At 52.9% G+C, this 13,317-nt stretch carries 8 protein-coding genes; 5 read left to right on the top strand and 3 right to left on the bottom strand.

What is annotated here, in order from left to right; all coding sequences use genetic code 11:
• Positions 1 to 2,346, top strand: coding sequence for a UvrD-helicase domain-containing protein (locus tag J2Z70_RS20375; protein WP_209876269.1), 2,346 nt, complete (start codon positions 1 to 3; stop codon positions 2,344 to 2,346).
• A gap of 88 nt (positions 2,347 to 2,434) precedes the next feature.
• Here J2Z70_RS20375 and J2Z70_RS20370 read toward each other — a convergent pair whose 3' ends face one another.
• A complete protein-coding gene (locus tag J2Z70_RS20370; protein ID WP_209876268.1) occupies positions 2,435 to 3,763 on the bottom strand; it encodes a 6-phospho-beta-glucosidase in 1,329 nt (442 codons plus the stop codon).
• A 273-nt stretch (positions 3,764 to 4,036) separates the two neighbouring features.
• Between J2Z70_RS20370 and J2Z70_RS20365 the strand changes: the two genes are divergently transcribed.
• A complete protein-coding gene (locus J2Z70_RS20365; protein ID WP_036723582.1) occupies positions 4,037 to 4,753 on the top strand; it encodes a GntR family transcriptional regulator in 717 nt (238 codons plus the stop codon).
• Positions 4,754 to 4,845: 92 nt separating this feature from the next.
• Here the strand turns inward: J2Z70_RS20365 and J2Z70_RS20360 are convergent, their stop codons facing one another.
• Both J2Z70_RS20360 and J2Z70_RS20355 read right to left on the bottom strand, forming a co-directional pair.
• Positions 4,846 to 7,389 carry a hypothetical protein gene (locus J2Z70_RS20360; protein ID WP_209876267.1) on the bottom strand — a complete coding sequence of 848 codons (2,544 nt, stop codon included), beginning with the start codon at positions 7,387 to 7,389 and terminating at the stop codon, positions 4,846 to 4,848.
• A gap of 23 nt (positions 7,390 to 7,412) precedes the next feature.
• Positions 7,413 to 9,425, bottom strand: a complete 2,013-nt coding sequence (locus J2Z70_RS20355; protein ID WP_209876266.1) for an S-layer homology domain-containing protein — start codon at positions 9,423 to 9,425, stop codon at positions 7,413 to 7,415.
• Between the two features lie 617 nt (positions 9,426 to 10,042).
• Between J2Z70_RS20355 and J2Z70_RS20350 the strand changes: the two genes are divergently transcribed.
• From J2Z70_RS20350 to J2Z70_RS20340, 3 genes are all read left to right on the top strand, one after another.
• The gene (locus J2Z70_RS20350; RefSeq protein WP_209876265.1) at positions 10,043 to 11,338 is read left to right on the top strand and encodes an ABC transporter substrate-binding protein; all 1,296 of its coding nucleotides are present in this window, start codon (positions 10,043 to 10,045) and stop codon (positions 11,336 to 11,338) included.
• 173 nt (positions 11,339 to 11,511) lie between these two features.
• Positions 11,512 to 12,306: a carbohydrate ABC transporter permease gene (locus J2Z70_RS20345; protein WP_209876262.1), complete on the top strand. Its 795-nt coding sequence runs from the start codon at positions 11,512 to 11,514 to the stop codon at positions 12,304 to 12,306.
• Positions 12,307 to 12,347: 41 nt separating this feature from the next.
• Positions 12,348 to 13,289 (top strand): carbohydrate ABC transporter permease, encoded by a 942-nt coding sequence (locus J2Z70_RS20340; RefSeq protein ID WP_209876260.1) that lies wholly within the window; start codon positions 12,348 to 12,350, stop codon positions 13,287 to 13,289.
• Positions 13,290 to 13,317 lie beyond the last annotated feature (28 nt).

Below are 13,317 nucleotides of genomic sequence, written 5' to 3'. Positions count from 1 at the left end.
ATGAACAAGCTCTTATTTCATAATATCCCGCTGGGAGCCAGCGGTGAGGATATCCCCCAGGCGAAGGTAGCCTCAGCCCGGACAAGCCGGGAGACGGTACAGCCGGGGGACAGCGATGCCGCTTATTTCAGGCGGCTGGAGGCAGGCGGCATTCTGCTCAATCCGCCGCAGATCTCGGCGGTACGCCATCATCTCGGGCCGCTGCTGACACTGGCTGGAGCCGGCTCCGGCAAAACCTCGGTGCTGATCTGCAGAGCCGGGTATTTGCTGTCTGTGCGCGGCATCGCCCCCGGACGCCTGCTGCTGCTGACCTTCTCCAGCAAGGCAGCTGCAGAGATGCGCGAGCGGATCGCCCTGCTGCCCGGGGTGAACGAGGGGGATGCTGCGCGCCTGCAGGCGCGTACGTTCCACTCGTTCTTTCTTTATTTCCTGCGGCGGCAGGGACTGCGGCAGGATATTTTCAGCGAGACCCGCCGCCAGCATATTCTGCTGAAGCAGATTATGCGCGAGCTGGGACTGCCGAAGGATGCTTATCCGCCGGAGAATCTGCTCAGCATGCTCTCCGCCTGCAAGATGAATATGGGCTTGCCCGGGCAGCTGCCGGAGACTACCGAGGCAGAGAAGGAGATGAAGGCTATCCTGGCTCAGTATGAGCAGTGGAAGACCGATCATTTCAAAATCGATTTCGACGATGTGCTGCTGCTCGCCTACCAGATGCTCCGCGAACAGCCTGCGCTGCTGCGGGAGCTACAGCAGCAGTATCAATATGTGATGGTTGATGAGTTCCAGGATACGAATGCGCTGCAATATGAGCTGGTGAAGATGGTGGCTGCTCCGCAGGATAACCTGATGGTGGTCGGCGACGATGACCAGACGATCTACTCCTTCAACGGCGCCCGCAGCGAGTTCATCCTGGAGTTCGAGAAGCTGTATCCGCAAGCCAAGGTGATCACACTGGATATCAACTACCGGTCCGGTCCGGCGATCATCGGGCTGGGCAACGGCATTATCCGCTATAATTCGCGGCGCCGCGCCAAGACGTTGCAGGCAGCCCGCAGCAGCGGCCTGCCGCCCCGTTATCTGCGTCCGCAGACGGCAGATGACGAGGCTGTGCAGATTGTGGAGCATATTGAGCGTGAGACTCAGAGCGGGACCCGGGAATTCCGTGATTTTGCCCTGTTATACCGCGCGACAAGCAGCAACCGGGCGGTCCTGGAGCTGCTGCTGCTGCACGATATTCCTTATATAGATTATGGGGAAGGCCAGCTGCTCTATGAGCATTGGCTGATCTCTCCGGTGCTGGATCACCTGCGCCTGTCGGTGAACCGCCGTGACTTCGCCGCCATGGAGAACATTCTGCCGACACTCTACATGAACCGGGACAAGGGAATGGAGCACATCCGGCGTATGGAGGCGGTGCAAGCGAAGCAGGGCCCGCTGATTCATCTGCTGTCCATGCCGGGCATGGAGGATTTCAAGGGCGTCAAGCTGCGCGAGCGGCTGGACCTGATCCGTGGCCTGCGGGAGCTGACACCGCTACAAGCGATCCGCCAGATCCGCACAGTATTCTACGATTATTTCATCGAAGGCAGCGAGCGGCATCAGGCTACGCTGCACCGGGAGACGCTGAAGGAAATGCTCGATGAGCTGGAGTCCTCAGCAGAGCGCTTCGCTACGATTCCATTGTTCCTTGAATTTATCGACAATGTAACAGAGCGCAATGAGCAGAACCGGCAGCCGGGGCTGAAGGAGCAAGGCAACCGGGTGGCGCTGATGACCATTCACAAATCCAAGGGGTTGGAGTTCCCCGTAGTCTTCCTGATCGGAGCCTCCGAAGGCATTCTGCCGCATAGCTCCGCTCTGGAGGAGGGCGGTGCGAAGGACCGCAAGCCAGCAAAGGCCTCGGTCAAAGTGATCAGCCCGGCGGCTGCAAAAGCCGCAGCCGAAGCGGGCATTGCCGCATTGGAGGAGGAGCGCCGGCTCGCCTATGTGGCCGTTACCCGGGCCAAGGAAGAGCTGTTCATCAGCTCGCCCGCCCGGCATCGGGGCAAGAAGGCGGAGGTCTCGCGCTTCATGCTCGCGGCCTTCCGCTCGGCGGCCCGCCCACAGGCACCGGCTCCAGCCGCCGGAGCCAGCAGCCCGAACAGAACGCATGTAACACGCAGCGGCACACACGGTTCAGCCGCAGTGAGAACACATACTGTTCCGGTCTGGCAGTGCACCGGCAAAGCCTGTCCGGGCTGGACCCGCAAGAAGGCGGGCGGCGCAGAGGATCACCTGACCTCGAAGCCGTGTCCGCTCTGCAGCTCCCCGATGGAACCTAGCACCCGGGAGGTCCCGGTATAACAGGACGCACGGCTGCCATGCATAACATCAGCCCCTTTCAGCAGCTAATCGGCGCTGCAGAAAGGGGCTGATGCCGTTATTCCCGGGTTTATCTTGCCCGCACCTGGAATTGGGGCAGGTACTCAGCATTCTGCTCCAGAATGTCGGCCAGTACTTCCTTGGCGATCCGCTCGTCACCCACCAGCGGATGGATCGTCAGGGCCTGCAGTGCAGAGGCATAATCTCCTCTTACTGCAGCATCTATGGTCAACTCCTCGTAAGCCTTCACTACCTGCAGCAGACCTCGGATCTGCGGGGGAAGTGGCTTGCTTGGTGCAAGCGCATGCGGCCCATCGGATTTGATGACACAGTTGATCTCAATGGAGACATCACCCGGAAGATCCGGAATAACCCCCTGATTACGCACATTGACGGTCTGAATATCGCCGGTATCATTATAGATAGACTTCATCAATTGAACCGCCGCTTCCGAATAGTAGGCACCGCCGCGTTTCTCCAATTGAGCCGGCTTACTGTTCACTTCAGGCTGCTTATAGATCTCGAACAGCTCGGCTTCTACTTCCTTCACATCATCGGCACGTGTCTTGCCGCTCTCCTGATAATGCTCAGAGATCTCCCGGTACATCTCTTCCTTCATATAGTAGTAACGGTGATACGGGCAGGGAAGTGCACCTACGGACTGAATGAACTCCGAATCCCACTCCAGATCGGGGATGTTGGCCATCGAAGGCCCCTTGGCTCCCGACAGCTTATTGAGAAAGTCCTCCGTCATGTCCTCCCCTTCAATCAGCACCCGGGTCGTCCAGTTGAGGTGATTGATCCCGACAATCTCAATGAACATTTCCGATTGCGGAACCCCGTACAGCTCAGCGATCTGCATCTTCGTGCTTATCGGAAGATTGCATAGCCCCACAGACTTGACCCGGGAATGCTTCGAGACGGCTTCCGTAATGATACCGGCCGGGTTGGTGAAGTTAATCATGAACGCACCCGGAGCCAGCTCCTCGATATCCCGGCAAATGTCCAGAATGACCGGAATGGTGCGAAGCGCCTTGGCGAACCCGCCCGCGCCCGTCGTCTCCTGGCCGATTAAATGGTGGGCCAGCGGGATCTTCTCATCTCTGGAGCGTGCATCCAGCATGCCGACACGGATCTGCGTAGCGACAAAATCCGCACCGCGAATCGCTTCGCGCCGGTCCAGTGTCGTATGCAGCCTGATAGGCTTCCCGCTTGCATCAATCATACGCTGCGCCAGTTCGCCTATGATTCTCAGCTTGTCCGCCCCTGCCTCGATATCTGCCAGATACAGCTCAGCAACCGGAAATTCATCATGATACCGGATCAGCCCTTCAACAAGCTCCGGCGTATAGGAGGAACCTCCTCCGATGACTGCGATTTTCAAGTGTTTCTTCTTCATTTGTGATTTCCTCCGTCTCTCTTGAAATGCTCTATTATTGCCCCGGTTAGATGTTTATAATAACAATTCTATTTATTGTTCCTACAAATACATGTCCTTTTTTAACCTTTTTTCTCCTCATTGGATTTTCTAATCGCTCAAATGATTTGTCAATCTCTATACCCGGCAAAGGGTGCACACATTATGGATTCAAAATCCCGTCATTTCCATATGGTTTCTCCTGCTCTTTTTCCGTGATATAATATAACAAATTGGCATCGGAGGAAACTTGTAATGACAAAGAGAACAAATAATACATTATATTTCAATATTAAAGAACAACTGCTCAAACAGATCCAATCCGGCTTCTATGCTGTCGGAGAGAAGCTTCCCACCGAAGCCGCGTTATGCGAGATGTTCTCCGCCAGCCGGACCACCATCCGCCTCGCGCTCAGCGAACTGGAGGTTCAGGATATTCTTGAGCGGCACCAGGGTAAGGGCACCTTTGTCAAACGTAAGGAGCTCCAGCTTAACCAGAAACGAAGCTTCACTGAAGATGTGCTGATGAGCGGCAAAGAGCCGACCAGTACAATTATTGAAGCCAAAGTGACACCTGCGGAAATCCCGCTCAATGAATTCCTCAATATTCCGTTGAAAGCACCGGTAAACCAGCTATTGCGGCTCCGCTATGCCGATAATGAACCGCTCTTGTATGAGACTACTTATATTGCCTGGGATCTCGCCCCGGGGCTCATTAATGAATATAAGGATGGATCGCTCTTCTCCTTCCTTGAGTCAGAGTATAACCTGAAGGCGCACCGCTCTGTGGAGCAGCTGAAGCCTGTACTCGCGGACAAAACAGCCAGCAGGCTGCTTGGTGTCAAAGAAGGCTCCCCCTGCCTGCAAGTGAGAACTTTTACGTATTTGGCCGACGGTTCCCCTCTGGAATACAGCTTCGGCGTATTCCGGGGTGATTTCCCCAGCTATACTATCGAGAGACAGTTTGGATGAAGGAAGGCCGGGCGACCGTCAGCGCAGAGAGCATACGGAGCACCCCTGGATGGGGCGCTCCGGCTCCGTTACCTTCAGTTCAGTAAGCCCTGTTACTCCTTGATGATCTCAAAATAGCGCCCCAGCCAGTAGGGCAGTGTGAATACCGAACCCGCCTCAATGCTGCCTGTATGGTAGTTATACCCCGGATTGGCCCCGGTAGTCTGGCTGTCATTTTCAAACGGATTCGAGTTATGCTTAATGATGCGCCGCTCATCCGGAGCCAGTGCGTAGTTCGTCTGTTTATAATCATCGCGGTCACCCGGTTCAATATACAGCACATCCTGACGGTCCCACTGTACCGGGAATTCAATCTGGAATTCAGGGAAACGGTACAGGAAGCGGACCGCCGACTGCAGATCGACATCGGTTTTGTCCGGATGCGCAAGCTGGTAGAGGAAGGTGTAGAACGGATTCTCCTCCCGCACCTCATTGGAGTACCATTGATCATAGGCAGCTACAATCTGCGCATGTCTGCCTGCATCCTGCTCAAGCGTAACAAGTATGAATACCGGGAACCAGCCCAGCTCTTCATCCGAGTAATTGATATATTGGGTCCAGTCATTATGAAGCGTCGCATTGGTGTTCGTGCCATCGCCTGCATTATCCATAGTTACCGGCTGGTTGTCGTTCTCGCTGTAAGCATTGGTAGCCTGACGCACCAGTCTGCGCTCAATATAGTCCTGTGCCATGGCCATATAGCCCTTGCCGTTGATATACGGCTCTTCCTTACTGTAGCTGCCTGCAAAAGCCTGCTCATATGCCAGCTCATACTTGGCCGAATCAGCCGGATAGCTCGCTGCGACAATATAGCTTGCTGATTTCAGCGCAGCCATGACCTGAAGTGCGTTAAGCGGGCCGTCTTCGTAACCGTAGGACAGCGCATCATCCCCTTTTTCGTCAACGCCGATCTTGGACTGCCACTGTACCTGCTGCTCCATAACGCCAAGGCTGTCGTTGAAGTATTTGGCGAACCATCTGGACCACTGTGTTGATTTGCCGGTGGCATCCTCAATATAATAATGGTCGTCCTTCAAAATCAGCTCTGTCATGCGGTGCGTGGTTTCTTCAATGAGGGATTTCAGCTCAAGAAGTTCAGGATCGGTGCTGTCACCAACCAGATATTTATAAGCTGTATAGAACATGGCATAATGGCCATCCACTTCATCTGCAGAAGTATCTGCCTTATACACAATCTGGTTCATGTCGATATGGCCGTCCACAATTGCGCTATCCGGGAACAAATCATTAAAGAATTCCGGAATCTGCTCATAGACGGGAGCTGTCAGCTGAAACAGCGGCTTATTATTGATGCCCGTTGTCTTATCTTCCTTCGCGTCATTGTTGTTAGTGGCGGCTGTAATGACAGGCAGCACCTGATATACTGCGCCGGTTACGGTAGTTCCAACCCGTGTCTTGATATCAATCCCCAGCTTCTGGCCTTCAGGACGCGTCAGGTTCAGCTCGTCAATGGCAGCTTGACTAAGCCCAAGCCCATTGTAATTGAGCACATCGGTACCTCCGCTCGGGAACAGCGTGGAGCCTTTTTTGTTCTCTGCGTCTTTGGTTACCCTCACCATGGAATAGCCGATAGTCTCCACCCCGTCGTTACGCTGCATGCTTGGAATGATTCCATTCGGGTTAGTCATGTCCGGCCCGACAAAGTTCTGGAACCAGAAGCCGTTCTGAGATTGGTAGCCGTACACTGAATTGCCCACTGTAGCCGCACTCGCTTCGCTGGTCAGCATATAGGAGCGTGCCGGAAATCCGTTTCCGCGTCCGGAGACATAATCGAGCAGCAGAACGGCCTTGGTCGCTCTAAGCGCCGCCGCTCTTGCATCAGCAATTTCCGCCTGCTCCCCGGAAGCCGGGCTGGCTCCGTACTGCTCCTGCAGTGCTTTATAGCGGAATATTTCTCCCATTGCATACATCGCTGTCCATAGACCGTCATTGTCACTGGTGGTAGGTGTGGAGGTGAATACTCCGGTCTTAGAGTTGTAATTGACCGCATCCAGCGTGCTGTCCGTCTCCGTAAATGTAAAGCCTGCGCCATGAACCATACCGCGCCGGTCAAGAATCGACTCCACAAGATCTTCATAGATAAACGATTTGTCATGCAGCGTCTTCTCCGGCATGGCGATATGGGTCACACCGCTTGCCGTCCGGACCCAGATGCCGCCCTTCCCGTCGCTGGCAAGCCCTGTCACATGATCGTCGCCGCCGTACAAATACCTCGGTCCGGCCATATACTGAACGATATCCTTAGTGTCGCTTGCGCCGAAGTCAACCCGCTGCAGGCCGGTCTCCGTTCCAATCCAGTAGACCCCCCCGTCCAGAACTACACTGGTTACATCACCGGTTACCGAGAGCGGCAGGAATTTGAGCGCAGCAGTACCGGTGACCCATTCAAGGGTGCCCGGGATGGAGGCAGATCCGGTTTTGTAATAGGTCATTTCCTTGGTCTGCACAGCCTCCAGCTGAACAGGAGAGTAGCCCGCACCCGGCAGCTTCTCCGCAAGCACGGTCGTTGCCGGCAGTACGAACAACGATAAGGCAAGCAGTGCACCCGTGATCTTCACGCCATTTCTTTTCATCATGTACATGGTAAGCTCCCCTTTCCTTATTGGTAGATATGCGATACGCCGGTTTGTGTAATAACCAGTACACCCGTACTTTCATCCGGTAAAAGCAGAAGCACCTTGTCATCGTACAATTGCTTGCCTTGTGCGGAATAACTGGTCATTTCATTCGTGACGAGATTGATTTTGGTGACTCCGCTGTCTGTTCCGATCCACAAATAAGTCCGAGTTTTGTCCAATACAGAGGTGTTAATCCCCCGCATCGAAGCGAATATGGAAGGTTTGATATTAAATTCATAATTTACAAAGGTTATTGCATTCACAAGGTTCGGCATGGTCACATCCTTGTTCGCTATCGAAGGCGTGTATGAAGGGTCCTGAAGGAAGGTCAAGTATTGCTTGGCTAATCCTTCTGCTCCTGTGGATCTGAAGGAGCTTAAGGCTTCGGCATAGGTATACAGCTCCGGAGCTGTGGGCTCAGGTGTTGGGGTTGGCGTCGGCGTTGGGGTAGGTTTCGTTGTTGGTGTTGGTGTCGGTATTGGTGTTGGTTTCGTTGTTGGTGTTGGTGTCGGTATTGGTGTTGGTTTCGTTGTTGGTGTTGGTGTCGGTATTGGTGTCGGTTTCGTTGTTGGTGTCGGTGTCGGGGTTGGCGTTGGACTCCCTGTACCCGGGCTTGAGGTTGGAGCCGGAGTAGGAGTAGGGGCCTGGCTTCCCGTGCCGCCGCTTGAACCGGTTCCTCCCGAATGGCCGGCCGCTGAAGTGATCAGTTGACCTGAAGCATCAAAATCTTGTCCGCCTATGCTTACCTTCGCAGCATTTATAGTCAGCTTGTCCGGCTTGACAGCGAAAGACACGCCTTCTCCATTGACCACCGCTTCCGTGATTGTCCCCTCGCCGGTTACGGCAGCAGCGCTGTTCAAGGTCAGCTTCTTGACCACTCCGCCTTTATTCAGCTTAATAGCTGAGCCGCCTGCTTTGGATGAAACGTTGAAGCTTCCAATCTGGCCGCCCTCCAGCGTGAAGCTTGCCGGTGCAGCTACATTCAATTCATTAACATCCCCTGATACAGAGACAGCATCGGAAGCCCGCGTAAGCAGGTTAACGGTACTTACCGTCTGATCCGATTCATTGACAATCCGGGCAGCAGAAGTTACATCAATCTTCCCGGCTATCGTCTTTCCCTTCAGCAGAACCCTTACCGGAGATGCGGGCTTGCTGATTACAATTCTGCCCACATGACTGTCCGTTAAGGTGATGCTGTTCATACCGCCGCCGTTTATGTAAACGGTGCCTCCAATCTTAGCATTGATGAAACTCAGATTACCTTCGCCAACGCCGGGAGTAATATATACATTCCCTGAGAAGTTCAGATCCGATAGCGTGCCTCCAGCTGTGTTAACAATCAGGTTGCTGCCGGAGGTTCCCGAATGATCTCCGCCGTCGGCAACCAAGAGGCCCATGGTGTTATTCATCATCTTCACGGCCTCGGCCCGCGTCAGTGCCTTCTTGGGCTGGAACGCGCCTTGCGGTGTGCCCGCCACATAACCAGCTTCCTTCATAGCATAGACCGCTTCCTTGGACCAGCCGGCAAGTTGAGCATCATCGGTAAACGGGACGAAGGAATTCCCGGAGGCTGCAACATTAAATACTCTGCTGAGAATCAGCGCCGCCTGCTCACGGGTCAGGACCTCCAGTGGATTGATCCTGCCTTCGCCGTTACCAATAAGAGCACCGGCAGCAACCGCTTTACTGATGTCAGAGGCGTACCATGCCGTCTTAGGGACGTCAGTAAAGCTCTGGCCGCTCTCCTCACTGAAATGAAAGATCCGGTTAATCAGGGCGACGAATTCTGTTTTTCTGATTCCTTCATTCGGCAGAACGAGACCTTCCTGATTGCCTTTGAGCAGCCCCATCTCTTTCCACGAGGCTATTTCCTCTGCGGCCCATGCAGGAATCTTCTCCGCTACTTCTGCAGATGCTGCGGGCATGCCCGTAAACGCCACGGATGACACTACGGCGAATACTCCAAGCGTCTGCTTCCATTTGAACTTCATATGCACTCCTCCTCAAGGTTTTGTTAAGCGGTACTTCAGCTGATAACTTCGTACACAACTGCTTCGGAAGCATGTGCTGCATAATCTCCAGGGGTGACATCCTTTTCAGGTAATCTTTTCAAATTGGCAGGTTTTTTAATGTCACCTCCATGTCATATTATCAATGTTATTGTAGTAACATTTACCCACATTCTATTTTTAATCATAACAAATTGTCAATACATTTATTAATTAGAGAGATATTCTTCCTCCCTTTTCCACAAACTCCCATAACATCGTAATTTTCCATGTAAAATCAATGTTGTTTGCGCTTACAATAATCCATTGGTCAAAAATACTTACTGCTTACTTTCTGGATAAAATGATTTTTATATGTCTTTTTGCATGAAAAAACAATTGACAGGCTTCTTGCTATCATGAATAATGAAAGCAATATTGTTACTACAAATTTTTATTACTCAATCAATCTCACACAAAAATCAGAAACACCTCACTCAGATGAGTCATATAACATAACATTTAGGAGTGTGAACGCGTAGGGGAAAGTAGGGACTAAGGATAAAGAGCGTAGTCGCGTCAACTTATTTGCCAATACCAATCAAAGGAGCGATTAACGAATGAACAAACGGATGATTGCACTGATCTCAACGATGCTGGTTACCGCCTTAACGGGCTGCTCTTCTGCAGCTTCTAATAACAGCCCGGCCAATAACGGAGGCTCCGATGCCAAACCGGAAACACTCCGTATTGCTATGGGTTCGCCCGGCGAAGGATTAATCAAGGTCTGGGAAACGATCGGCAAGGAGTTTGAAGCGCAGCATCAGGGGATTAAGGTGGAATTCAGCTATCAGGACGATGATACCTATCAGACGATCGGGTTGCCAAATCTGCTAAGCGGCAAGAACGCTCCTGACCTGTACTTTGAATGGGCGGGGCAGCGCCTGCAGACAAGAGTAACGGATGGTTATGCGGCGGATATTACAGAGCAGCTCCAAAGCTCAGGACTGAAGGATATGTTCGCGGAGGGTACCTTCAATGGTATGGTGATCGACGGCAAGACGTATATGATTCCAACTGCGGGCGATGTGACGAACGTAATCTTTTACAATAAAGCGGTATTCAATGATCTGGGTCTTCAGCCGCCGGCCACCTGGGAGGAATTCCTTAAGGTATGCGAGACTATCAAGCAGGCAGGCATCACCCCGCTCGTGATCGGCAACTCCGATCTGTGGACGGCAGGCAACTGGGTCGCCCATATCATTTCCCGGGTTGTGGGCGAGGACGCCTACAGTGAGGCTATGCAGCTGAAGCAGCCGTTCAATTCGCCTGATTTTGTCAAAGCCTACGGTTACGTGCAGGAGCTCTGGGATAAAGGCTATATTAACGAGAATGTAACTGCCGCAAGCGACAGTGAGGCGGACATGCTGTTCCTGAACGGCAGCGGTGCCATGCACCCGATCGGAAGCTGGCTCGCTCCAACCGCAGTCGAAGAGACGCCGGAACTTGAGCTTGGCTACTTCAATACTCCGGCCATACCGGACGGCAAGGGCAATCAGGACAGTGTAATCGGCGTGTTGAACGGAATGGTGGTCAATAAAAACTCCAAGCTGATCGACGAGGCTATTGAATTCATGAAGCTCTACAGCTCCCCCGAATCCTCCAAGAAGCTGTCCGATGCCGGAGCTGTTCCGATTACCAAAGACGGGATCGACAAGGAGACCATGCTTCCGCTCTCGCTGGAATTGAACGATCTGATGGAAAATGCTCCAGCGCTTGTGTCGCCGCCCGATACCGGCTATTCCATCGAAGTTGCCAACGCGCTCAATATGGCCACCTCTGAAGTTATCGGCGGCGCTAAATCACCTGAAGAGGCTCTGGCTGAGCTGGAGACAACTATCGCCCCTCTAAAGTAACGATGAGTACGTCCATAAGGCGGCTTCATCCGGAAATCGAAGATTACGCATCCCCCCTTATACCTTAAATTGGAGGTGGACCCATGTCCGGCCGAAGCAATAAGTTCTCTCCCTACCTATTCATATCTCCAGCCCTCCTGCTCTTTGGCTTTGTTGTACTTGTCCCCGTCCTTATGACCTTCGTATTCAGCTTCTACGATTGGAACGGGATCGGCACTATGAAATTCACCGGCTTCGACAACTACATCCGGGCTTTTCAGGACCGTGTCTACATGAACTCCTACGGACACACGCTTATCTATATTGTCGCCACTGTCTTTGTTGAAGTCATTGCCGGACTCGGGCTCGCAGGCTTGATCACGATGGGCCGCAAGGGAAGCGGACTCTTCCGGCTCGCCTTCTTCGTGCCCGTCATGCTGCCGATGATAGTCGTCTCCTACTTATGGAAATTCGTCTATAATTCCGACTTTGGCCTCATCAATATCCTGCTGGAGAAGATCGGCCTGGAGAGCTGGACCCGTGTCTGGCTGGGCAACCCCGATACCGCGCTTTATGCCATCTGCATCGTATCCGGCTGGGTCTACGCAGGCTTCTATATGACCATCTTTTATTCAGGAATCCAGCGCATCTCTAGAGAAGTCTATGAATCGGCCTATCTGGACGGCGCAGGGGAAGGACAGATCTTCTTCAAGATCAAGGTGCCCATGATCCGTAATCTGGTGGAGACAGGCATCATGCTGTGTGTACTTACCGGCTTCCAGTCCTTCGATCTGTTCTATGTAATGACCAACGGCGGACCGTATAATTCAACCGAAATCGTTACGACCTATCTGGTCAAAGTAGTCTTTACCCATATGAGCATCGGCTACGGCTCCGCACTTGCCGTCATCATGACAATTGTGATCGCAGTGATCGGGCTTGTGGCCGGCAGACTGAATAAGAAAGACTCCAGTGTACTGGAGTATTAGGAAGACACGGCTTCGCAGTCCTCTGAAAGAGGCTTCGGGTGATGACTCAGGTACTTTGCGGGGACCCCGATACATGTACATTATACGAAAGTGAGGTGTACCGCTTGACGACCACAGTCCTGGATCTCAAGAAAGACGCTTACAGCGGCGGGGAAGCGGCCAGCCGCAGAACGTTCTCGCATATTCTGTATTATCTGTTCATGATCTTCATTTCCTGCTTCTATTTCTACCCGATTCTCTGGCTTATTCTCTCCTCCTTCCGTGAGAACCGGGAGATCTTCTCCGCTCCATTCGCACTGCCGGAACAGATCAATCTCCAGAACTGGTCCAAAGCCTGGACCGTCGGCAATATGAGCACCTACGCCGGCAACAGTGTAATTGTAACCTCGGCCACCGTTGCGGGCATTCTGCTCTTCGCGAGCCTTGCAGCCTTCGCCTTCAGCAAGCTCCGCTTCCGCGGCAGCAGCTTCCTGATGCTGATGTTCGTATTCGGACTGTTTATGCCGCTGCAATCCTTTTTCATTGCCCAGAGCTATATTTTTGAGCAGCTGAATTTGAAGGATTCCTATATGGGCTTAATCCTCCCTTACATTGGAACCGGCCTTCCGCTGGCCATATTCCTGCTCAAGGCATACTTGGATTCTATACCGAAAGAGCTGCTGGAGGCTGCCCGGATAGACGGCTGCGGCAACTGGAGAATGTACAGCAGGATTATCCTTCCGCTGCTTATTCCGAACATGGCCACCGTCGGGATCTTCTCAGCGCTGAATGCATGGAATGAGCTGCTGCTGGCCATGCTGTACATCCAGAATGATGCACTGAAGACGATACCGGTTGGTCTGCTGGCCTTCTCCAGCCGGTATATGACCGACTATAAGCTGCTGTTCTCAGCACTCTCGATTATTACGCTCCCAATGATTGTCGTATACCTCTTCTTCCACCGCTATATCGTTGCCGGCCTGACAGAAGGGGCGCTGAAATAACCTCCCCCTGACTTCCTTCCTGTCCCCC

Origin of the sequence: Paenibacillus silagei, from assembly GCF_017874735.1 — a bacterium.
Classification (GTDB): domain Bacteria; phylum Bacillota; class Bacilli; order Paenibacillales; family Paenibacillaceae; genus Paenibacillus_AQ; species Paenibacillus_AQ silagei.
This window is presented reverse-complemented; position numbering and strand designations above follow the sequence as displayed.